The following is a 23,123-nucleotide window of genomic DNA, read 5'->3' as shown; positions in this document are numbered from 1 at the left end:
GAGTGCTGCATACCATCAGGGCCCTTTGCTGCCCGACGGCGGACTCCCGCTTCCCGCTCCCGTGTCGTCACTGCTCCTATCGGCCGGCCGCGCCGTGCTGAAGCTTTCCGCGCCTTACCGGGCCGGCTTTGCCGGATCGCCCGACGACCTGCGCGACAAGGCCGTGCTGGCGCGCTTCCACGGCGATGCCCCCGCCCTCGCGGCCGGGGCGCCGGCCCTTGCGCGCTGGCGCCTGTGGGCCGCCGTCTGCGTGTGGCTGTGCCTCATCGCGGCCGGCGGCGCGCTGGCCTACCTGCTGGGCGAGCGCGCGGGCATCCGCTCGCTGCAGCAGGGCACGCTGCACCGGCTCGACATCTACGCCACCAGCCTGCGCAGCGAGCTCAGCCGCTACGAATACCTGCCGCAGGTGGTGTCGCTGAGCCCCGACGTGCTCGACCTGCTGCGCAAGCCGCGCGACGCCGGCCAGCAGCTGGACGCCAACGTCTACCTCGAGACCGTCAACGCGCACGCCCAGGCCTCGGCCATCTACGTGATGGACGAGACCGGCCTCACGCTGGCCGCCAGCAACTGGAACCAGCCGGGCAGCTTCGTGGACATGAACTTCTCCTACCGCCCCTACTTCCAGGACGCGCTGCGCGGCGTGCCGGGGCGCTTCTACGGCATCGGCACGGTCAGCCGCGAGCCGGGCTACTACTTCTCGTTCGGCATCATCGACGGCGCGCGCCGGCTGGGCGTGGCCACCGTGAAGGTCAACCTCGACAAGCTCGACGCAGCCTGGTCGCATTCGGCCGACCGCGTGTTCGCCATCGACGGCAACGGCGTGGTGTTCCTCTCGTCCGACCCCGGCTGGAAATTCCGCGCGCTGCGCCCCCTGTCGAGCGAGACGCTCCGGCAGCTCGCGCAGACGCGCCAGTACACCGAGGCCGGCGCGCTCACGCCCATCGACATGCGCGAGCACCGGCCGCTGTCGGGCGGCGAAGGCACCGTGGTGCAGCTGCGCGCGAACGAGGAGGCGCCGCAGCGCCCCGGCGCCACGCCCTTCGGCCCCGACTACCTGCTCGACAGCCGCCCGGTCGACGGCACCGACTGGAAGCTCATCATGCTGTCGGACATGAAGCCGGCGCACGCGCTCGCACGCACCAGCGCGCTGGCCACGATGTTCGCGCTGGTGTTCCTCACGCTGCTGGTGATGTACCTGCAGCAGCGCCGGCGCATCGTGCACCAGCGGCTGGCAGCGCGGGAGGCGCTGCAGGGCGCCTACGACGAGCTGGAGCACAAGGTCGAGCTGCGCACCGAGGCGCTGAGCGAGGCCAACCAGCACCTGCAGACCGAGATCGCCGAGCGCAAGCGCGCCGAGGAGATGCTGAAGAACACGCTCGACGACCTGGTGCAGACCGGCAAGATGGCCGTGCTGGGCCAGATGTCGGCGGGCATCACGCACGAACTCAACCAGCCGCTGGCCGCGCTGCGCACGCTGTCGGCCAATGCGGTGGTGTTCCTGGAGCGCGGGCAGTCCGAGCAGGTCGACCTGAACCTGCGCACCATCTGCGAGCTGACCGACCGCATGGGCCAGATCACCGCGCAGCTCAAGAAATTCGCGCGCCGCTCGGCGGTGGAACTGCAGTCGGTGGCTCTGGCCGACGTGATCGCCGATGCGCTCTTCCTGCTGGGCCAGCGCATCCGCCAGGAACGCATCGAGCTCGAGCAGTTCATCGAGCCCGGGCTCTTCGCGCGCTGCGAGGGCAACCGGCTCGAGCAGGTGCTGGTGAACCTGCTGGTCAACGCCTTCGACGCGGTAGCCGCCGCCGGTGCCAGCCCGCGCCGCGTGCGCATCGCGGCGCGCCGCACCGCCGAGGGCGTGGCGGTGGAGGTGCACGACAACGGCACCGGCATCGCGCCCGAGGTGATGCCGCGCCTCTTCGAGCCCTTCTTCACCACCAAGGAACAGGGCCTGGGCCTGGGACTGGGGCTGGCCATCTCGGCCGGCATCGTGCGCGACTTCGGCGGGCTGCTGCGCGCCGGCGAGGGCGAACTCGGCGGCGCGGCCTTCATCGTCGCGCTGCGCGATGGCACACGCAATGCAGGGAACATTTCATGACTGAACACGAACTCGAGGTTCTTTTCGTCGAGGACGACCCGGCCGTGCGGCTGGGCAGCACGCAGGCGCTGCAGCTGGCGGGGTTGCGCGTGACGGGCTTCGGCTCGGCCGAGCAGGTGCTGCCGCGCGTGGTACCGGGCTTTGCCGGCGTGCTGGTCACCGACGTGAGGCTGCCCGGCATGGACGGGCTGGCGCTGCTGTCGCGAGCGCTGCAGATCGACCCGACGCTGCCCGTCATCCTCGTCACCGGCCACGGCGACATCACCATGGCGGTGCAGGCCATGCGCCTGGGCGCCTACGATTTCCTGGAGAAACCCTTCTCGCCCGACCAGCTCACCGAGGTGGTCCAGCGGGCGCTGGAGAAGCGCGCGCTGAGCCTCGAGGTCGACCAGCTGCGCCGCAAGCTCGCCGGCTACGAATCGATCGAGGCGCGGCTGATCGGGCGTTCCTCGGCCATGCAGCGGCTGCGCCGGCTGGTGCTGGACGTGGCCGGCTCCGACGCCGACGTGCTGATCCTCGGCGAGACCGGCACCGGCAAGGAACTGGTGGCGCGCTGCCTGCACGACTGCGGGCGCCGGCGCGAGGGCAACTTCGCGGCCATCAACTGCGGCGGAATGCCCGAGACGCTGTTCGAGAGCGAGATGTTCGGCCACGAGGCCGGCGCCTTCACCGGCGCGGCGCGCAGGCGCATCGGCAAGATCGAGCATGCGCGCGGCGGCACGCTGTTCCTCGACGAGATCGAGACCATGCCGATGAACCTGCAGGTCAAGATGCTGCGCGCCCTGCAGGAGCGGCAGTTCGAGCGGCTGGGCTCCAACGAGCTGCGCCCGATGGACAGCCGCGTGGTCGCCGCCACCAAGGCCGACCTGCTGCAGGCCGCGCAGGCGAAGAAGTTCCGCGACGACCTCTACTACCGCCTCAGCGTGGTGGTGCTGCACCTGCCGCCGCTGCGCGAGCGGCGCGAGGACATTCCGCTGCTGTTCACCCACTTCGCGATGCAGGCGGCGCTGCGCCACGGACGCGAGCAGCCGGCGGTCGCGCCGCGCCACCTGCAGGCGCTGATGGCGCATGCCTGGCCCGGCAACGTGCGCGAGCTGCGCAACATCGCCGACCGCTTCGTGCTCGGGCTGTGGGACGGCGAAGAGGGCTTCCGCAGCCTCGCGCAGGAACCGCGCTCGCTCGACGAGCAGATGGCGCAGTTCGAGCGCTACCTGATCCGCGAGGCGCTGGAGGCCTGCAACGGCAGCGCCGCCGCCGCGGCCGAACGCCTGGGCGTGCCGCGCAAGACGCTGTACGACAAGATGCGCCGGCTCGGCCCGCTGGACGCGGCCCCGTCCGACGAGACAATGCCGCGGCGCGCGTTGCGCAGCGCCTGAACCTTGGCTAGGCTCGCGGTCAGATGACCGAAGCCGCCACGACCGCCCCACAGCCTGATCCATCCGCCGCATCGGCCCTGCCGCTGGCCACGAGCCTCGCCGAAGGCGGCCTGGCCGCCAGGTTCAACACCCCCGAGGGCGTACCGGCCTTCGCGGTGCGCTGGCAGGGCGCGGTGCACGCCTACCTCAACCAGTGCCCGCATGCCGGCGGGCCGCTCGACTTCGAAGGCCAGGTGCTGGAGAGTTCGGGCCGCTTCCTGATGTGCGCGCGGCACGGCGCCATCTTCGAGGCCGACACCGGCAAGTGCGTCGGCGGCCCGTGCCGGGGCGCGCGGCTAACGCCGGTGGCCGTGCACGAGAAGGCCGACGGCAGCGTTTGGCCCGGCGCGGCCGGCTGAAAGCAGGCCAGGACAAGACAACAACCATCCAGGAGCAACGACATGCGCAACTGCAACACCCTATTTCGCACTCTCCCGCATGCGGCCCTGCCGGCCGCGGCGCTCGCGCTGGCCGGCCTGCTGGCAGGCTGCGCGGGCATGTCCTCGCCGGTGGGCAAGGGCTCCACGGGCATGAAGGTCAGCTCCAGCGCCTTCGCGGACGGCGGCACGATTCCGGCCGAGCACGCGGGCGTTGGCGACTGCGGCGGCAAGAACATCTCGCCGCCGGTGGCCTGGAGCAACCTGCCGGCCAAGACGAAGTCGGTCGCGGTGCTGGTGTTCGACCCGGACGGGGCGGCCGGCCTGGGCGTTTCGCACTGGGTGGCCTACAACATCGCGGCCGAGCGCGGCGAGCTCAAGGCGGGCGAAGGGGCCGCGGGTTCGAACTTCGACTTCACCATGGGCCCGAACGTGGCCGGCACGCCCTCCTACCGCGGCATGTGCCCCCCGGCGGGCGACCGGCCGCACCACTACGTCATGACAGTGATCGCCACCGAGCTCGCGCCGGGCAGCCTGCCCGCCGGCCTGGGCCGCGACGCGCTGCTGGCCGCGCTCAAGGGCCGTGCGCTGGGCGGCCAGAGCGTGGTGGGCCTCTACAGCCGCTGAGCCGGGTTGGCCGCAGTTAATAATTAAGACCTCGTCACGCCAGCCCGCCAGCATTGGCTGCAGCCGCTTCCACGAAAGCTTCATCGATGGCCCTGCCCGCCGCCACCTCCGGCTCCACGCCGGTTTCGCCTTCCGCCGCCGGCGACCTCGACGCCATGTTCGACCTGGCGCCGGTCTCCCTCTGGATCGAGGACTACGGCGACCTCAAGCGCAAGCTCGACGGCTGGCGCGCCGAGGGCATCACCGACCTGGTGGCGCACCTGCAGGCCGAACCGCAGCGGATCAGCGACTGCATGGCGCTGCTGAAGGTGCTGCGGGTCAACCAGCACACGCTGAAGCTCTTCGGCGCCGACAGCGAGCAGACCCTGCTGGGCGCGCTCGACCGCGTGTTCCGCGGCGACATGTCGGCCACCGTGGTGCACGAGCTCGACCAGCTCTGGCGCGGCCAGCTCAGCTTCGAGAGCGAAACGGTCAACTACGCGCTCGACGGCCGCCGGCTCGACGTGCGCGTGCGCGCCCGCGTGCTGCCGGGCTACGAAGACAGCTGGAGCCGCGTGCTGGTGGCGCTGGACGACGTCACCGAGCGCGTGGCCGCGCAGCGCCTGCGCGACGAGAGCGCGATGTACGCGCGCAGCCTGTTCGACCGCTCGCCGGTGTCGCTGTGGGTGGAAGACTTCAGCGCGGTGCGCTCGCTGATGGAAACCATCCGCTCGCGCGGCATCACCGACTTCGCCACCTTCATCAAGGTGCACCCCGACTTCGTGACGCGCTGCATGCAGGAGATCCGCGTCATCGACGTGAACCACGAAACGCTGCGCATGTTCGGCGCGCCCGACCTGCAGACGCTGCTGGGCAACCTGCCGCGCATCTTCCGCGACGAGATGCGCGAATCATTCGCCGAGCAGCTGCAGGACCTTTGGAACGGCAAGACCGTGCAGCACCGCGAAGTGCTCAACTACTCGCTGTCGGGAGAGGTGCTCAACATCCACATGCAGTTCGCGGTGCAGGACGACCGGCTCGACACCTGGGACCTGGTGCTGGTCTCGCTGGTCGACATCACCGCGCGCAAGAAGGCCGAGGCGTATCTCGAATACCTCGGCAAGCACGACGTGCTCACGCAGCTGTGCAACCGCACCTACTACACCGAGGAGCTCAACCGCCTCTCGCGCAAGGGCCCGTGGCCGGTGTCGATCGTGGCCATCGACCTCAACGGCCTCAAGCAGGTCAACGACCAGGAAGGCCACGCCGCCGGCGACACCCTGCTGCGCCGCATGGGCGAGGTGCTCGACAAGGCCGTCGACCTGCCCGCCTGGCCCGCGCGCATCGGCGGCGACGAGTTCGCGGTGCTGCTGCCCATGACCGACGAACGCGGCGCCGAGGCGATGCGCGAGCGCATCCTCACGCTGCTGGAAATGAACAACCAGTTCCACGCCGGCCAGAGCGGCCACGCGCTGAGCCTGGCCATCGGCCTCGCGACCTGCCACGGCGACGAGCCGCTGGAGGCCGCGCTGCAGCGGGCCGACCGGGCGATGTACGAGGACAAGTCGCGGTACTACGAGAGCACCGAAGCCGACCGCCGCAGGTAGGGCGGCCGCCGGCTAAGCGGCAGGAAGGTCGCCATCGCCCGGCCCCCGCACCCGCTCCAGCACGAAATCGATGAAGGTCCGGATCGCCCGCGTGTGCTGGCGGTTGGGCATGTAGAGCATGAACATCTGCGTGCCGAAGATCGAGAGGCGCCAGTCGTCGAGCGTGGTCACCACGTCGCCGCGGCGCACGTCTTCCTGCACCACGTAGTCGGGCACGAGGCCGATGCCCAGGCCGGCGAGGATGGCCTGGCGCAGGAACAGGAAGTTCTCGGAGATCAGCGTGGGCTCCAGGATCACCTCGCGCCGTGTCTCCCCTTGGTAGGCCGACACGCGCAGCTGCCGGCCGATGACGGCGGCCGTGACCACCGGCGCGCCCTGCAGCGCATCGAGCTGCACCGGCAGCGGGTTCTTCGCCGCGTAGTCGCTCGACGCGCAGGCCACGTAGCGCACCGGCCCCATGGCGCGCGCCACCAGGTTCTGCGGCGGCTCGGGAATCACGCGGATGGCGATGTCGACTTCGTCGCGCAGCAGGTCCTCGATGCGGTTCTCGAACACCACGTCGAGCACGATGCCGGGGTACTGGCGCTTGAAGTCGATCAGCCAGTCGGCCATCACCAGCTGCCCGTAGCCGCTGGGCACGCTCAGGCGCACGCGGCCCTGCAGGCCCTGGCCCAGCGTGGTGACCGATTCGCGCGCCGCCAGCAGCTCGGCCTGGATGGCGATGCCGTGCTGGTAAAGGCGCAGGCCGATCTCGGTCGGCTCGGCGCGCCGGGTGGTGCGGCGCACGAGCTGCGCGCCCACCGAGCGCTCGAGCTGGTTCAGGTGGTAGCTGACGTTGGCGCGGGTCATCTTGAGACGCCGCGCGGCCGCGCTCAGGTTGCCGGCGTCGAGGATTTCCACCAACAGGGTGAGCGACTGGAGGTCCATGGGCCGATTGTGTCAAAAATCCTTTGACAGTCTGTCAACCGGCTATGCAATTGTCAAAGCGCCAGCTCAGGCCAAGAATGCCGGGTTCACCCCAGAGCCTCGGACCCACCTGGTCCGCAACGCGAGAGACAAGCAGCACATGGCCACCAACGACACCCCCAGCCCCTCCACGTCCACCGGTCCCGTCACCTTCGAACGTCTTGGCGACGTGTTCGTGGTGACCATCGACAACCCGCCCGTCAATGCCCTGGGCGTGGACGTGCGCCGCGGCCTCGTGGCCGCCATCGACGCGGCCGAGGCCGACGGCGCGGCCAAGGCGGTGCTGATCGTCGGCGCGGGCCGCAACTTCATCGCGGGAGCCGACATCCGCGAGTTCGGCAAGACGCCGCAGCCGCCCTCGCTGCCCGAGGCCTGCCTGAAGATCGAGAACTGCACCAAGCCGGTGGTCGCCGCGATCCACGGCGCCGCGCTCGGCGGCGGGCTGGAAGTGGCCCTGTCGGCGCACTACCGCATCGCCTCGCCCACCGCGAAGCTGGGCCTGCCCGAAGTGGCGCTGGGCCTGCTGCCCGGCTCGGGCGGCACGCAGCGCGCGCCGCGCCTCATCGGCGTGAAGCCCGCCATCGAACTCATGCTCAGCGGCCGCCACGCGGGCGCGAAGGAAGCGCTGTCGCTCGGCCTCGTCGACCGCCTCGCCACCGAAGCCGACGCGCGCGCCGAAGGCCTCGCCTACGCGAATGAACTGATCGCCGCCAACGCCCCCGTGCGCCGCACCCGCGACGCCGGCGCGCTGGCCGACAAGGAAGCCGCCCGCGCCGCCCTCGAAGCCGCGCGCGCCGACACCGCCAAGAAGAGCCGCGGCCTGTTCTCGCCGATGAAGATCGTCGAGGCCGTCGAGGCCGCGCTCACGCTGCCCTTCGACGAAGGCATGGCGCTGGAGCGCAAGCTGTTTTTGCAGTGCATCGACAGCCCGCAGCGCGCCGGCCTGATCCACGCCTTCTTCGCCGAGCGCGAAGTGCTCAAGGCGCCCGAGACCAAGTCGGCCAGCCCGCGCGCGCTGGCGTCGGCCGGCATCGTCGGCGGCGGCACCATGGGCGCGGGCATCGCGGTGGCGATGCTCGACGCGGGCATGCCCGTCACCATGATCGAGCGCGACGACACGCAGCTCGCGCGCGGCCGCGCCAACGTCGAGAAGGTGTACGACGGCCTCATCGCCAAGGGCCGCATGACGCCCGAGGCCAAGGCGGCCGTCATGGCGCGCTTCTCGGGCTCCACCAGCTACGATGCGCTCGCCAATGTCGACATCGTGGTGGAAGCCGTGTTCGAGGACATGGCCGTGAAGAAGGCGGTGTTCGCCGAGCTCGACCGCGTGTGCAAGCGCGGCGCGGTGCTGGCCACCAACACCTCGTACCTCGACATCGACGAGATCGCCGCCAGCATCTCGCGTCCGCAGGACGTGGTGGGCCTGCACTTCTTCTCGCCCGCCAACATCATGAAGCTGCTGGAGATCGTGGTGCCCGCCAAGGTGAGCGCCGACGTGGTCGCCACCGGCTTCGAGCTCGCGAAGAAGCTCAAGAAGGTGCCGGTGCGCGCCGGCGTGTGCGACGGCTTCATCGGCAACCGCATCCTGGCCGTGTACCGCCAGGCCGCCGACCACATGATGGAAGACGGCGCATCGCCCTACGACATCGACGCCGCCGTGCGCAACTTCGGCTACCCGATGGGTCCCTTCCAGGTGTCCGACCTCGCGGGCGGCGACATCGGCTGGGCCACGCGCAAGCGCAAGGCCGCCACGCGCGACCCGAAGGCTCGCTACGTGCAGATCGCCGACCGGATCTGCGAGCGCGGCTGGTTCGGCCAGAAGACGCAGCGCGGCTACTACCTCTACCCCGAGGGCGCCCGCACCGGCCAGCCCGACCCCGAGGTGCTGGCCATCATCGACGCCGAGCGCGAGCGCGCCGGCATCAAGCCGCGCGCCTTCACCGAGGAAGAAATCATGCGCCGCTACATGGCCGCGATGATCAACGAGGGCGCCAACGTCGTGCTGCAGCGCATCGCGCTGCGCCCGCTCGACGTGGACGTGACCTTCCTCTACGGCTACGGCTTCCCGCGCCACCGCGGCGGCCCGATGAAGTACGCCGACACCGTGGGCCTGCCCAAGGTGCTGGCCGACATCCAGGAGTTCGCGAAGGAAGACCCGGTCTTCTGGAAGCCCTCGCCGCTGCTGGTGCAGCTGGTCGAGCGCGGCGCCGACTTCGCGAGCCTCAACCAATCCGAGTAATCACAGACAGAGCCAGCCGTCCAGGAGACACCCCCATGCGTGAAGCCGTCATCGTTTCCACCGCCCGCACCCCGCTCACCAAGGCGCACCGCGGCGAATTCAACATCACCCCCGGCCCCACGCTGGCCGCCTTCGCCGTGAAGGCGGCGGTGGAGCGCTCGGGCCTCGACCCCGCGCTGATCGAGGACGCCATCCTCGGCTGCGGCTACCCCGAAGGCACCACGGGCCGCAATATCGCGCGCCAGGCCATCATCCGCGCGGGCCTGCCGATCTCCATCGCCGGCACCACGGTCAACCGCTTCTGCGCCTCGGGCCTGCAGGCCATCGCCATGGCCGCGGGCCGCATCGTGGTGGACGGCGCGCCGGCCATGATCGCGGGCGGCGTCGAAAGCATCTCGCAGATCCGCACCCGCAGCGCCACCGATGCAGGCGACAGCGGCATGGACCCGTGGATCGTCGAGCACAAGCCCGAGCTGTACATGGCGATGATCGAGACCGCCGACATCGTCGCCAAGCGCTACAACATCAGCCGCGAGGCGCAGGACCGCTTCTCGGCCGAGAGCCAGCGCCGCACCGAAGAGGCGCAGATCGCCGGCCGCTACAAGGACGAGATCATTGCCTGCACCACCACGATGGCCGTCACTGACAAGGAGACGAAGGAAGTCACCTACCGCGAAGTGACCGCCACCGAAGACAACTGCAACCGCCGCGGCACCACCTACGAGGCGCTCGCCAAGCTCAAGCCCGTGATGGGCGAGGACAAGTTCATCACCGCCGGCAACGCCTCGCAGCTGTCGGACGGCGCATCGGCCTGCGTGCTGATGGAGGCAAAGGAAGCCGAGCGCGCCAACATCAAGCCGCTGGGCGCCTTCCGCGGCCTCGCGGTGGCCGGCTGCGAACCCGACGAGATGGGCATCGGCCCGGTGTTCGCGGTGCCCAAGCTGCTCGCGCGCCACGGCCTCAAGGTGCAGGACATCGGCCTGTGGGAGCTCAACGAGGCCTTCGCCTCGCAGTCGATCTACTGCCAGGACAAGCTGGGCATTCCCTCGGAACTGCTCAACGTGAACGGCGGCGCGATCTCCATCGGCCACCCCTTCGGCATGACCGGCGCGCGCCTCGCGGGCCACGTGCTCATCGAAGGCAAGCGCCGCGGCGCGAAGTACGCCGTGGTCACGATGTGCATCGCCGGTGGCATGGGCGCAGCCGGTCTCTTTGAAATCTACTGAAGAGGAGTCAGCGATGGACCTGAACTTCACCCCCGAAGAAGAAGCCTTCCGCAGCGAAGTGCGCGCCTTCCTGGCCGCGAAGCTGCCGGTGCGGCTGTCCGAGAAAGTGCGCAGCGGCAAGATCCTCGAGAAGGCCGACATGCAGGAATGGCACGCCATCCTCAACGAGCGCGGCTGGCTCGCCAACCACTGGCCCGAGCAGTACGGCGGACCGGGCTGGACGGCGGTGGAGAAGTTCATCTTCGAGAACGAATGCGCGCTGGCCTTCGCGCCGCGCATCGTGCCCTTCGGCGTGAACATGCTCGGCCCGGTACTCATCAAGTACGGCAACGAGGCGCAGAAGAAGCACTGGCTGCCGCGCATCCTCAATGGCGCCGACTGGTGGTGCCAGGGCTATTCGGAACCCGGTGCGGGCTCCGACCTCGCTGCAGTGAAGACCACCGCCGTGCGCGGCATCGACGCGCAGGGCGACCACTTCATCGTGAACGGCCAGAAGACCTGGACCACGCTGGGCCAGCACGCCAACATGATCTTCTGCCTGGTGCGCACCAACCGCGAGGCGAAGAAGCAGGAAGGCATCAGCTTCCTGCTGATCGACATGACCTCCCCCGGCGTGGAAGTGCGCCCGATCATCACGCTCGACGGCGAGCATGAGGTCAACGAGGTGTTCTTCTCCGACGTGCGCGTGCCCGCCGAGAACCTCGTGGGCGAGGAGAACAAGGGCTGGACTTGCGCCAAGTACCTGCTGACCTACGAGCGCACCAACATCGCGGGCGTGGGCTTCTCGGTGGCCGCGCTCGAACAGCTCAAGGGCATCGCCGCCACGCAGACCAAGAACGGCAAGCCGCTGGCCGACGACCCGGCCTTCGCGGCGCGCATGGCCCGCGTCGAGATCGACCTGGAGAACATGAAGACCACCAACCTGCGCGTGATCGCGGCGGTGGCAGGCGGCGGCGTGCCCGGCGCGGAAAGCTCGATGCTGAAGATCCGCGGCACGGAGATCCGCCAGGAAATTTCTTCGCTGGCCCGCCGTGCGATGGGCGTCTATGGCCGCCCCTTCATCGCCGAGGCGCTGAAGGACGGCTACACCGGCGAGACCTTCGGGCCGCCTTACGCCTCGGCCGCCGCCTCGCGCTACTTCAACAACCGCAAGCTGTCGATCTTCGGCGGCTCGAACGAAATCCAGAAGAACATCATCTCCAAGATGATCCTCGGCCTGTGATGGCTCTCCCCCAGGCTTGCCCACTCCGTGTGGCCGCCACCCCCTTCCGGGGGCAACGCCAGCGGCCCGGCAAAGCCGGTTTCGCGGCGTTCCTGGAATCACCCTTTGATAGCCGCACTTTTTCATGCGACGCGTGTCTTGGCAGATGCGCAGGAGACTTGAAATGAATTTCGAACACACCGAAGACCGGCGCATGCTCGCCGACAGCCTGAACCGCTTCATCAGCGAGCAGTACGCCTTCGACGCGCGCGACCGCATCGCGAAGTCGGAGCACGGGTTCAGCAAGGAAATCTTCCAGCAGTTCGCCGAGCTGGGCGTGATCGGCGCGCTCTTCAGCGAAGCCGATGGCGGCTTCGGCGGCGGCGGCTTCGACATCGCCGTGGTCTTCGAGGCACTGGGCCGCGGCCTGGTGGTCGAGCCGCTGCTGGGCGCGGTGATGGTCGGCGAGGCGATCAGCGCCGCCGGCACCGCCGCGCAGAAAGAGAAGCTCGGCGACATCATCAACGGCGCAGTCGTCGCCGCCTTCGCGCACGACGAGGCCGACACGCACTACGAGCGCACGCGCGTGGCGACCAAGGCAGAACGCAGCAACAACGGCAGCGACAGCGGCTGGGTGCTGCACGGCGCCAAGGCCGTGGTGCCGCAGGGCGAGCGGGCAGACCTGTTCCTGGTCTCGGCACGCACCTCGGGCAACGTGGACGACGAAGCCGGCATCTCGCTCTTCCTCGTGCCCGCGAAGACGGCCGGCCTCACGGTGCGCGGCTGCCCCGCCATCGACGGCGGCCGCGTCGCCGAACTCTCCTTCGACGGCGTGAAGCTGGGCGCCGACGCGCTGCTCGGCGCCGAAGGCCAGGGCCATGCCACGCTGGAGCGTGCCATCGGCCGCGGCGTGCTCGCGCTGTGCGCCGAAGCGCTGGGCGCGATGGAGGCCGCCAAGGCCGCGACGCTCGACTACCTGCGCACGCGCAAGCAGTTCGGCACGCTGATCGGCAGCTTCCAGGCGCTGCAGCACCGCATGGCCGACCTGCTGCTGGAGATCGAACAGGCCCGCTCGGCCGTCATCAACGCCGCAGCCGCCATCGACACCGGCGACCGCGTGACGCGCGAGCGTGCGCTGTCGGCCGCCAAGTTCAGCATCGGCCGCATCGGCGCGCTGGTGGCGCAGGAGAGCATCCAGATGCACGGCGGCATCGGCATGACCTGGGAGCTGCCGCTGCCCCACTATGCCAAGCGCCTTGTGATGATCGACCACCAGCTCGGCGACGAAGACCATCACCTGCAGCGCTACATCGCCCTGGGCAAGGAATCCGGCAAGGAGGTCGCAGCATGAGCACCGACAACAAGACGATCCTGATCTCGCAGGAGGGTGCGGTGCGCATCCTCACCAACAGCAACCCCGCCTCGCGCAACGCGATCACGCCCACGCTGTACGCCGAGCTCTCGGCCGCGCTGGCCGACGCGCAGAACGACCCCGAGGTGGGCGCCATCGTCTTCACCGGCGCGGGCGACTTCTTCTGCTCGGGCGGCGACCTCAACCTGCTGGCCAAGCGGCGCGAGCTGCCGGCGTCGGAGCGCCGCCAGATCCTCGAAGGCCTCAACAACCTGATCCGCGCGCTGCGCGACTGCAGCAAGCCGGTGATCGCGGCCGTCGAGGGCGGTGCGGCGGGCGCGGGCCTGTCGATGGCGCTGGCCTGCGACATGCTGGTGTCGGCGCGCGACGCCTTCTTCACCGTGGCCTACGTCAAGGTCGGCCTCACGCCCGATGGCGGCGCCACGGCCTTCCTCTCGGAGTTCGTCTCGCGCCAGGTGCTCACCGAGATGTGCCTCACCGGCGACCGCATGCCGGCCGAGCGCCTGCACGCCCTGGGCGCGGTCAACCGCCTCACCGACAAGGGCGCCGCGCTGGCCGAAGCCATCGCGCTCGCGGCCAAGGTAGCCAACGGGCCCGAACGCGCCAGCGCCCGCATCAAGTCGCTGTGCCGCCAGGCGCACCGCGCCACGCTGGAAGAGCAGCTCGACGCCGAGGCCGTGTTCATGGTCGAGTCGCAGGCGGATGCCGAGGCGGCCGAAGGCATCGGCGCCTTCCTGGGCAAGCGCAAGGCCGACTTCGCCGCGCTGCGCCGCCAGAAGCCGGGCGCGTCCTGACGCGGGCTGCGAACTCCGCCTTCCTGCCTCGCACACGGTGCGGGGCTTTCTCGTTTCCAGGGAGTTGAACCCATGCCTCTGCCGAATTCCTCGTCGCTGCCGCTTGCCGGCGTGCGCGTTCTCGATCTGTCCCGCATCCTCGCGGGCCCCTGGTGCGGCATGGTGCTGGCCGACATGGGCGCCGAAGTCATCAAGGTGGAGCACCCGGGCCGAGGCGACGACACCCGCGACTGGGGCCTGCGCGTGGGCAAGACCGAGACCGCCTACTTCAACAGCGTGAACCGCAACAAGCGCTCCGTCACGCTCGACCTGCAGACGCCCGAAGGCCAGCAGCTCGCGCGTGACCTTGCCAAGCAGTGCGACGTTGTGATCCAGAACTTCAAGTTCGGCGGCATCGACAAGCTGGGCCTGGGCTACGAACAGCTCAGCAAGGAGAACCCGCGCCTCGTCTACTGCTCGATCTCGGGCTACGACCGCACCGGCCCCGAGGCCGCACGCCCCGGCTACGACCTGGTGGTGCAGGGCGAGGCCGGCCTGATGGCGCTGAACGGCGAGGCGAACCAGCCGCCGCTGAAGTTCGGCGTGGCCGCCGTCGACCTGTTCACCGGCATGTACTCGGCGCAGGCCATTCTTGCCGCGCTCTACCAGCGCGAGAAGACCGGCAAGGGCCGGCACGTGGAGATGGCGCTCTTCGACTGCGGCCTGATGATCACCGCCTACTACGGGCTCGAAGCGCTGCTCATGGGCGAAGACCCGCCGCGCTACGGCAACTCGCATCCGTCGATCGTGCCGTACGGCGTGTTCGATGCGGCCGACGGCCCGCTGGTCATCACCGTGGGCAACAACGCGCAGTTCGCGCGCTTCTGCACCGAGGTGATCGAGCGGCCCGACCTCGCGGCCGACGAGCGATTCAAGACCAACATCCTGCGCTCGGCCAACCGCGCCGCGCTGCTGCCCGAGCTGCATGCCGAACTCGCGAAGCGCCAGCGCGCCGACCTGCTCGAAAAGCTCACCGCCGCGGGCATTCCCTGCGGCGAGGTGCTGGGCCTGCTCGAAGCGCTGAACTCCAAGCGCGCCACCGAAGCCGGCCTGGTGACCACGCAGCCGCACCCCGTGGCCGGCACGGTCAACGTGCTCGCGCCGCCCTACCGCTTCGACGGCGAGCGCCTGCCAGTACGCAGCGCGCCGCCCACGCTGGGCGAAGGCACGCACGACGTGCTGCAGTCGCTGCTGGGGCTGTCGGACGAGAAGCTGGCCGCGCTGAAGGCCGGCGGCGTCGTCTGAATGAGCGCGAACGCACGAATGAATGAACGAACCGAATCCTTGAAGAAATGAAGTCCATGGCCTCTCCCGCTTTCCGCCCCCTGCGCCGCGCGCTCCTCGCGCTCGCCCTGCCCCTCGTCACCGGCACAGCCTTCGCCCAGGCCTGGCCCGCCAAGCCGATCACGCTGATCGTGCCTTTCCCGCCCGGCGGCCCCACCGACGTGGCCTCGCGCATCGTGGCGCAGAAGATGTCGGCCTCGCTCGGCCAGAGCATCGTCATCGACAACCGCAGCGGCGCCTCGGGCACCGTGGGCGCGGCCACCGCGGCACGCGCGCCGGCCGATGGCTACACCTTCGTGACGCTGGCCACGCCGACGCTGCTGGCCTCGCACCTCTACGGCCCCACCGGCTACGACATCTTCAAGAACTTCACGCCCGTGGGCAGCATTTACGACCTGCCGATCGTGCTGGTGGTCAATCCGAAGTCGCTGCCCGATGTGACCGGCGTGCAGGGCCTGATCGCCAAGGCCAAGGCCGAGGGTGGCAAGCTCAACTACACCAGCGCGGGCGCTGGCAGCTTCGGCCACCTGACGACCGAGCAGCTCAAGACCATCGGCAAGTTCGACATGCAGCACGTGCCCTATCGCGGCAGCGCGCCGGCCGTGACCGACCTGATCGGCGGCCAGGTGCCCGCGATGTTCTCCGACCTCGTGGGCGTGCTGCCGCACGTCAAGGCCGGCAAGCTGCGCGCCATCGCGGTCGGCTCGGGCCAGCGCGTGAGCCTGCTGCCCGACGTGAAGACGGTGGCCGAGCAGGGCTTCCCCGGCTTCGACGCCACCTCGTGGGGCGGCCTGCTGGCACCGGCCGGAACGCCGAAGGAGGTCATCGACCGCATGAGCGCCGAGCTGAAGAAGGCGCTGGCCGACAAGGAGGTGCAGGAGAAGCTCCAGGGCGTGGGCACCTTCGCGGCCTACCGCACGCCCGAACAGACCGGCGTTCGCATGAAGGAAGATTTCGAGCGCTGGGGCAAGGTCATTCGCGACAACCACATCACGAACCAGTAGAACAACCGGGCCGGCAGGGCGACGACATCAAGGAGACAAAGACATGACGCAGAAGTACGAGAACAACTACAGCACCCCGGTCGGCGCGCCATTTCGCCCCGCCCTTCCCGTTCGCAGCCTCGCCGACATCCGCAAGCTCGAGGAAACGCCGCTTGAACAGGCGCTCACGGTGCGCAGCACCTACGAGATCTTCCGCAACGCGGGCCATGCCTTCGGCGAGAAGACCGCGCTGACCTTCCTGCGCACCGGCAACCCGGCCGACGAGCCGATCCGCTGGTCGTATGCCGAGCTGCTCGCGCGCATCCACCAGACCGCCAACATGCTGCACACGCTGGGCGTGGGGCCGGACGACGCCGTGGCCGTGCTGCTGCCGGGCTGCCTGGAGTACCACCTGGCGCTGTGGGGCGGCGAGGCCGCCGGCATCGTGCAGCCGCTGAACCCGCTGCTCACCGACGAGAAGCTGGTGGCGCTGATGACCGCGGGCCGCGCCAAGGTGCTGATCGCCTACGGCTCGGATGCCGAATCGGGCATGTGGTCGAAGGCGATGCGCCTGCGCAGCCAGGTGCCCACGCTCACTACCGTGCTGCGCGTGGCGCCGCACGACGAGGCGCCAGGCGCAGCCGGTGTACTGCCCGAGGGCGTGGCCGAGTTCGACGTGCTGCGCGCCGCGCAACCAAACGACCGCTTGGTGAGCGGCCGCGACATCCAGCCCTCGGACATCGCCGCCTACTTCCACACCGGCGGCACCACCGGCGCACCCAAGCTTGCGCGCCACAGCCACGGCGCGCAGGTGTTCACCGCATGGGCCAGCGTGCAGGTCGCGGGCATGAACGAGAACGGCATCTCCATCAACGGCTATCCGCTCTTCCACGTGGCGGGCGTGCTGCCGGCCTCGCTCTCGTCGCTGTCGGCGGGCGTGGAGGTGATCATTCCTACGCCCTCGCTGCTGCGCAACAAGGAGGTGCTGGCCAACTACTGGAAGCTGGTGGCGAAGTACCGCCCGACCTCGCTGTCGGCCGTGCCCACCGTGCTCGCGGCGCTGGCGAATGTGCCGCTGGACGGCGCGGACATCTCCTCCATCACCTACTGCCGCACCGGCGCCGCCGTGCTCGCGCCCGAACTGGCCGCGCGCTTCGAGCGCCTGTTCGGCCTGCACGTGCACGAGAGCCTGGGCATGACGGAGATGGCCGGCATCTCGACCATCACACCGCCCGGCGTGAACGGGCCCGCGGGCTGCGTCGGCTTTCGGCTGCCCTACATGCAGATGCGCGTGGTGGCGCTCGACGAGAACGGCAACGCGACCGACCGCGAGATGCCGCGCGGCCAACAGGGCATGGTGCTCTTCAAGTCGCCCAACGTGTTCTCGGGCTTCGTGGACCCTGCGGACAACGCCAAGGCCTTCACCGCCGACGGCTGGCTCGCCACCGGCGACCTGGGCTGGATCGACGACGAGGAACGGCTCAACCTCACCGGCCGCTCGAAGGACCTCATCATCCGCAGCGGCCACAACATCGACCCCAAGACCATCGAGGACGCGCTGGGCGCGCACCCCGCCGTACAGCTTTGCGCCGCGGTGGGCGCACCCGATGCCTACGCTGGCGAGCTGCCTGTGATCTTCGCGACGCTGGTGCCCGGCGCCTCGGCGACCGAAGAAGAGCTGCTGGCCTTCACCTCCGCGCGCGTGGACGAGGCCCCGGCCCGGCCCAAGTGGGTGTCGGTGATCGCGACCATGCCGATGACCAACGTCGGGAAGATCTACAAGCCCGAGCTGCGCGCCATGGCCGCGCTGCAGGTGGTGAACGCCGCCGTCGCCGAAGCCTGCGCCGAGCTGGGCGTGCCCGAGGCCGCACGGCCCGTGGTGAAGACCGAGGGCGAGAGCCTCGTGCGCGTGCAGATCGACAGCGCTGCGGCGGGCACGCTGGCCGCGCCGCTGCAGGAGCGGCTGCACAAGGCGCTGGAGCCCCTGCCCTTCAAGACGCGCATCGCGACGCAGTGACCTTTTTCAGAAACGATAGACAGAGACGAGCCATGACGACCTTCCGCTTTCCGAACCGCCGCGCCCTGCTGTGCGCCGCCGCTTCCGCCGCCACGCTGAGCGCGCTGCCTACGGCGCAGGCACAGGCCCCCTACCCCAGCAAGCCCATCCGCATGGTCGTGCCCTTCGCAGCGGGCGGCGCCACCGATGTGCTCGCACGCGTGATCGGCCAGAAGATGTCGGCCGGCATGGGCCAGCCCGTCGTCATCGACAACAAGCCGGGCGCGGCCGGCATCATCGGCACCGACGCGGTCGCCAAGGCCGCACCCGACGGCTACACCATCGTGCTGGGCCTGAGCAATTCGCTCATGACCAACGAGTTCCTCTACGAGAAGCTGCCCTACGACACCGCGCGCGACCTCACGCTGGTCTACCAGATCGCCGCGGCGCCGCTGGTGCTGGTGGTGCACCCGAGCGTGTCGGCCAAGACCGGGCCGGAGCTTCTGAAGTACGTCGTCGCCAACAAGGGCAAGGTGGCCTACGGCTCTTACGGCATCGGCGCCTACCCGCACCTGGCCGGCGCGCACATGAGCCTGGCCACGCAGTCGGACATGAGCCACGTCGCCTACAAGGGCGAGGCGCCGATGATGCAGGACCTGATCGGCGGCCAGATCCAGATGGCCTACGCCAGCGCGCTGGTGGCCAAGCCGCACATCGACTCCGGAAAGGTCCGCGCCATCGGCGTGAGCGGCGAGCGCCGCATGAGCACCCTGCCCAACGTGCCCACGCTGGCCGAGCAGGGCCTGAAGGACGAGGCCTACCGCGTGACCGGCTGGCTCGCCATCGCGGCGCCCGCGAAGACGCCCAAGCCCATCGTCGACCGCATCGCCGACGAAGTGCGCAAGGCCACGCAGCAGCCCGACGTGCGCGAGCGCATCGCGGCCATGGGCTTCGAGATCAAGGAGAGCTCGCCCGAGCTCTTCGCCACCGCATGGAAGGCAGAGCGCCCGGTGTGGGAGCGCTTGATCAAGCAATCGGGCGCCAAGCTCGAGTAAGCCCTGCCTCATCCATTCATTTCTTCTTCTCTTCTCTTCTTCGTCATTCAAAGGAACAGCCATGAAGGTTCTGGTGCCCGTCAAACGGGTCGTCGATTACAACGTGAAGGTGCGCGTGAAGAGCGACGGCACCGGAGTGGACATTGCCAACGTCAAGATGAGCATGAACCCCTTCGACGAGATCGCCGTTGAAGAAGCGGTTCGGCTGAAGGAAAAGGGCGTGGTCACCGAAGTCATCGCCGTCTCCTGCGGCGACGCCAAGAGCCAGGAAACCCTGCGCACCGCCATGGCCATCGGCGCCGACCGCGGCATCCTGGTGGAAACCGCCGAAGAACTGCAGCCCCTGGCCGTCGCCAAGCTGCTGAAGGCGCTGGTCGACAAGGAGCAGCCCCAGCTCATCATCCTGGGCAAGCAGGCCATCGACGACGACGCCAACCAGACCGGCCAGATGCTGGCTGCGCTGGCCGATCTTCCCCAGGCCACCTTCGCCTCGAAGGTCGAAGTCGCTGGCGACAAGGCCACGGTGACCCGCGAAGTCGACGGCGGCCTGGAGACAGTGGCGCTGACGCTGCCCGCGGTCATCACCACCGACCTGCGCCTGAACGAGCCGCGCTACGTGACGCTGCCCAACATCATGAAGGCCAAGAAGAAGCAGCTCGACACGGTCAAGCCCGAGGACCTGGGCGTGGACGTGAAGCCCCGCCTGAAGACCCTGAAGGTCGCGGAGCCGCCCAAGCGCGGTGCCGGCATCAAGGTGCCCGACGTTGCAACGCTGGTGGACAAACTGAAGAACGAAGCGAAGGTGATCTGAACATGACCGCACTTGTTATTGCCGAACACGACCACGCCAGCATCAAGCCGGCCACCCTCAACACCGTGACCGCAGCACTGGCCTGCGGCGGCGACGTCCATGTGCTCGTGGCCGGTGCCAATGCAGCCGAAGCGGCCAAGGCAGCAGCCCAGATCGCGGGCGTTTCCAAGGTCATCGCGGCCGACAGCCCGAGCCTTGCTGAAAACCTCGCCGAGAACGTCGCAGCCCAGGTGCTCGCGATCGCCGGCAGCTACAGCCACATCCTGTTCCCCTCGACCGCCAACGGCAAGAACGTCGCTCCGCGCGTGGCCGCCAAGCTGGACGTGGCGCAGATCAGCGACATCACGGCCGTGGTGAGCGCGGACACCTTCGAGCGCCCGATCTATGCGGGCAACGCAATTGCCACGGTCCAGAGCAGCGATGCGACGAAGGTCATCACCGTTCGCACGACCGGTTTCGATGCGGCAGCCGCCACCGGTGGCAGCGCAGCCGTCGAATCGGCAGCAGGCGTGGCAGACAGCGGCAAGAGCAGCTTCGTGGGCCGTGAAGTCACGAAGAGCGAGCGCCCCGAACTGACGGCCGCCAAGATCATCGTCTCGGGCGGCCGCGCCCTCGGCAGCGCGGAGAAGTTCACCGAGGTGATGGCACCCCTGGCGGACAAGCTCAACGCCGGCTTGGGCGCCAGCCGCGCAGCCGTCGACGCGGGCTACGCCCCGAACGACTGGCAGGTGGGCCAGACGGGCAAGATCGTCGCGCCGCAGCTTTACATCGCAGCGGGCATCTCGGGCGCGATCCAGCATCTGGCCGGCATGAAGGATTCCAAGGTGATCGTGGCGATCAACAAGGACGAGGAGGCACCGATCTTCTCGGTGGCCGACTACGGCTTGGTGGCCGACCTGTTCACCGCCGTGCCGGAACTGGTGAAAGCGCTGTAAGCGAGAGGCCGCGACGATGAAGACCCGCATCACCGAACTGCTGGGCATCCGCTACCCGATCATCCAGGGCGGCATGCAATGGGTGGGCCGCGCCGAGCTGGCGTCGGCCGTGTCGAACGCCGGGGGCCTCGGCATCGTCACCGCGCTCACGCAGCCCACGCCCGACGACCTGCGCTGGGAGATCGAGCGCACGCGCACGATGACCGACAAGCCCTTCGGCGTGAACCTCACGATCCTGCCGGCCGTGAAGCCGCCGCCCTATGCGGAGTACGTGCAGGCCATCATCGACAGCGGCGTGAAGATCGTCGAGACCGCGGGCAACAGCCCGAAGGACTTCATCGCGGCGCTGAAGCAGCACGGCGTGAAGATCGTCCACAAGTGCACCTCGGTGCGCCATGCGCTCTCGGCCGAGCGCAACGGCGTCGATGCGGTGTCGGTGGACGGCTTCGAGTGCGCGGGCCATCCGGGCGAGGACGACGTGCCCGGCCTGGTGCTGCTGCCGGTGGCGGCGCGCAAGCTGCGCATTCCGATCATCGCCTCGGGCGGCATCGCCGACGGGCGCGGCATGGCGGCGGCGCTGGCGCTGGGCGCCGAGGGCATCAACATGGGCACGCGCTTCTGCGTGACCAAGGAAGCGCCGATCCACGACAACATCAAGCAGGCGCTGGTGGAGGCGACCGAGCGCGACACCAAGCTGATGTTCCGCACCCTGCACAACACTGCGCGCGTGTTCCGCAACGCCATCTCCGAAGAAGTGGTGGCCACCGAGAACCGACCGGGCGGCTGCGAGTTCGAGGACGTGCGCCCGCTGGTGGCCGGCGCGCGCGGACGTGCGGCGCTGGAGTCTGGAGAGGTGCACAACGGCGTGGTCTCGGCCGGGCAGTGCATCGGGCTGATCGACGACATTCCGACTTGCGCGGAACTGCTGGAACGCATGGTGCGCGAGTGCCGTGAGCATCTGGACCGGGCCCGGGGCTGGATGGACTGAAGCCCTCCACTCACTCGCATCCGGGGGCGCTCAGGCCGACGGGGTACCTTGCTCCGCGAATGTCCCCCGGCCTTCGGCCTCCTCCTTAATTTCGCTGCGCAAGGCACCCCATCGGCCTGAGCGTTGAGAGCCGCTGCCGACTGGCACAGCGCGGCTCACGAGGCGCATGTGCAGCGCATTGCGGAAGCTGCATTAGTTCGCAGTCTGCGCGACTTCGTGCTGTGGCAGCGGCTTCTTTGCCGGCTTCTTCTCTAGAGTGAATGCCCCTGTCACTCGATGCCCCGCCAAGGGGAGCAGAAAGGCCCGCACACCAATCCACAACCCAGATGTTTGAAGGCTGCTTGCCTCGCGGCAGGTTATCGGTGCGAAAGCGCCGATGCAGATGCGAGGTATCAAAAGGCGACGGCCAGGGTGTTACGAGCACCCCGGCCGTCTAACCAAGTTCGTGCAAACACCTTGGAAAGGAACGCACAAAAATGGCTACCAAGACTATAGCCCGGCCAACTACGCCGGTAGCTTCCGCAGAAACCGCCCAACAAGACCCGGCGGATCTTCTTGAGAACACCCTTACCCAGCTCGAAGCTCTACTGTGGGTCTGCCACGGGGAAGAGATCGACTGGTGCAGCGGGGATGGGCCTCGGCAGCTGAACAACCTGCTTTGGCTTGCGGCTGAGATGGCTCGGAAGGCGGGGGAGTTGTTTCAGATGAGTGAGAAGGCGCGGCGTGAGGCGCCTGGGGCTGGCGGATAGAGGTTTGTCTGCGGGGTTTGGGTATAGATAGCTGTATTTATCAATACCCTGTTTTCGGGTTTACAAAACCGAAAAATCTGCGGACCATGCATTTTCTTCAGCAAAGGCTTTTAGCGACAACTTACTTAGAAGGAGTGAGGATTGGCACGTTGCACAGCACCTTCGCGCGGACACCGCACCGCATCTGCGGCCGCTGACTGCCCGGCATGTGGTTCTCGCAGCCGGTACAACTACGGAGGCGGCTATGGCAGCGGCTACAGCTCCAGTCCATCCTACGGATCTGGAAACCCGAGTTCCCGCAGCACCAGCGGCGGCGGGAGCGGCGGCGGCGCCAGACCGCGATGGTCGCGCGCCGGATCGACTGTCTCGTACACGCCCGCCC

18 protein-coding genes are annotated in these 23,123 nt (G+C 68.8%); 17 read left to right on the top strand and 1 reads right to left on the bottom strand.

Annotated elements, in window-relative coordinates:
- Window positions 1–61 precede the first annotated feature (61 nt).
- The 5 genes from ABL844_RS04545 (at window position 62) to ABL844_RS04525 (ending at window position 6,103) form a co-directional block, all read left to right on the top strand.
- Window positions 62–2,098, top strand: coding sequence for a sensor histidine kinase (locus ABL844_RS04545; RefSeq protein WP_418130602.1), 2,037 nt, complete (start codon window positions 62–64; stop codon window positions 2,096–2,098).
- Window positions 2,095–3,474: a sigma-54-dependent transcriptional regulator gene (locus tag ABL844_RS04540; RefSeq protein WP_418130601.1), complete on the top strand. Its 1,380-nt coding sequence runs from the start codon at window positions 2,095–2,097 to the stop codon at window positions 3,472–3,474. Before ABL844_RS04545 ends, ABL844_RS04540 begins: the two co-directional genes overlap by 4 nt.
- A gap of 23 nt (window positions 3,475–3,497) precedes the next feature.
- Window positions 3,498–3,872: a Rieske (2Fe-2S) protein gene (locus ABL844_RS04535; RefSeq protein WP_418130600.1), complete on the top strand. Its 375-nt coding sequence runs from the start codon at window positions 3,498–3,500 to the stop codon at window positions 3,870–3,872.
- A gap of 42 nt (window positions 3,873–3,914) precedes the next feature.
- Entirely contained in the window at window positions 3,915–4,517 is a 603-nt protein-coding gene (locus ABL844_RS04530) for a YbhB/YbcL family Raf kinase inhibitor-like protein (protein WP_418124384.1), read from the top strand.
- A gap of 86 nt (window positions 4,518–4,603) precedes the next feature.
- Window positions 4,604–6,103, top strand: a complete 1,500-nt coding sequence (locus tag ABL844_RS04525; RefSeq protein WP_184634592.1) for a sensor domain-containing diguanylate cyclase — start codon at window positions 4,604–4,606, stop codon at window positions 6,101–6,103.
- 12 nt (window positions 6,104–6,115) lie between these two features.
- Here ABL844_RS04525 and ABL844_RS04520 read toward each other — a convergent pair whose 3' ends face one another.
- Window positions 6,116–7,030 (bottom strand): LysR family transcriptional regulator, encoded by a 915-nt coding sequence (locus ABL844_RS04520; RefSeq protein WP_418130599.1) that lies wholly within the window; start codon window positions 7,028–7,030, stop codon window positions 6,116–6,118.
- Window positions 7,031–7,169: 139 nt separating this feature from the next.
- Here ABL844_RS04520 and ABL844_RS04515 point away from each other — a divergent pair, with 139 nt between their 5' ends.
- The 12 genes from ABL844_RS04515 (at window position 7,170) to ABL844_RS04460 (ending at window position 21,992) form a co-directional block, all read left to right on the top strand.
- On the top strand, window positions 7,170–9,308 hold the full coding sequence (locus tag ABL844_RS04515; protein WP_418130598.1) for a 3-hydroxyacyl-CoA dehydrogenase NAD-binding domain-containing protein: 2,139 nt from the start codon (window positions 7,170–7,172) through the stop codon (window positions 9,306–9,308).
- A gap of 35 nt (window positions 9,309–9,343) precedes the next feature.
- Window positions 9,344–10,534 carry an acetyl-CoA C-acyltransferase gene (locus ABL844_RS04510; protein WP_019658390.1) on the top strand — a complete coding sequence of 397 codons (1,191 nt, stop codon included), beginning with the start codon at window positions 9,344–9,346 and terminating at the stop codon, window positions 10,532–10,534.
- Window positions 10,535–10,547: 13 nt separating this feature from the next.
- Window positions 10,548–11,756: an acyl-CoA dehydrogenase family protein gene (locus tag ABL844_RS04505; protein WP_184604794.1), complete on the top strand. Its 1,209-nt coding sequence runs from the start codon at window positions 10,548–10,550 to the stop codon at window positions 11,754–11,756.
- Window positions 11,757–11,919: 163 nt separating this feature from the next.
- Window positions 11,920–13,086 carry an acyl-CoA dehydrogenase family protein gene (locus ABL844_RS04500; protein WP_418130597.1) on the top strand — a complete coding sequence of 389 codons (1,167 nt, stop codon included), beginning with the start codon at window positions 11,920–11,922 and terminating at the stop codon, window positions 13,084–13,086.
- Entirely contained in the window at window positions 13,083–13,901 is an 819-nt protein-coding gene (locus ABL844_RS04495; RefSeq protein ID WP_418130596.1) for an oxepin-CoA hydrolase, alternative type, read from the top strand. The genes ABL844_RS04500 and ABL844_RS04495 overlap by 4 nt, the downstream gene beginning before the upstream one ends.
- A 72-nt stretch (window positions 13,902–13,973) precedes the next feature.
- Window positions 13,974–15,185: a CaiB/BaiF CoA transferase family protein gene (locus ABL844_RS04490; RefSeq protein ID WP_418130595.1), complete on the top strand. Its 1,212-nt coding sequence runs from the start codon at window positions 13,974–13,976 to the stop codon at window positions 15,183–15,185.
- 56 nt (window positions 15,186–15,241) lie between these two features.
- Window positions 15,242–16,228 carry a Bug family tripartite tricarboxylate transporter substrate binding protein gene (locus ABL844_RS04485; protein WP_418130594.1) on the top strand — a complete coding sequence of 329 codons (987 nt, stop codon included), beginning with the start codon at window positions 15,242–15,244 and terminating at the stop codon, window positions 16,226–16,228.
- A gap of 43 nt (window positions 16,229–16,271) precedes the next feature.
- Complete coding sequence (locus tag ABL844_RS04480) at window positions 16,272–18,224, top strand: acyl-CoA synthetase (RefSeq protein ID WP_418130593.1); 1,953 nt, start codon at window positions 16,272–16,274, stop codon at window positions 18,222–18,224.
- 32 nt (window positions 18,225–18,256) lie between these two features.
- Window positions 18,257–19,258 (top strand): Bug family tripartite tricarboxylate transporter substrate binding protein, encoded by a 1,002-nt coding sequence (locus ABL844_RS04475; RefSeq protein ID WP_418130592.1) that lies wholly within the window; start codon window positions 18,257–18,259, stop codon window positions 19,256–19,258.
- A 61-nt stretch (window positions 19,259–19,319) separates the two neighbouring features.
- Complete coding sequence (locus ABL844_RS04470) at window positions 19,320–20,069, top strand: electron transfer flavoprotein subunit beta/FixA family protein (protein WP_019656080.1); 750 nt, start codon at window positions 19,320–19,322, stop codon at window positions 20,067–20,069.
- Window positions 20,070–20,071: 2 nt separating this feature from the next.
- Window positions 20,072–21,004, top strand: coding sequence for an electron transfer flavoprotein subunit alpha/FixB family protein (locus tag ABL844_RS04465; RefSeq protein WP_019656081.1), 933 nt, complete (start codon window positions 20,072–20,074; stop codon window positions 21,002–21,004).
- Window positions 21,005–21,020: 16 nt separating this feature from the next.
- On the top strand, window positions 21,021–21,992 hold the full coding sequence (locus tag ABL844_RS04460; RefSeq protein ID WP_418130591.1) for an NAD(P)H-dependent flavin oxidoreductase: 972 nt from the start codon (window positions 21,021–21,023) through the stop codon (window positions 21,990–21,992).
- Window positions 21,993–23,123: the final 1,131 nt, after the last annotated feature.

The organism is Variovorax sp. 278MFTsu5.1, from assembly GCF_048305045.1.
In the GTDB taxonomy this organism is placed as follows: domain Bacteria; phylum Pseudomonadota; class Gammaproteobacteria; order Burkholderiales; family Burkholderiaceae_C; genus Variovorax; species Variovorax guangxiensis.
This window is presented reverse-complemented; position numbering and strand designations above follow the sequence as displayed.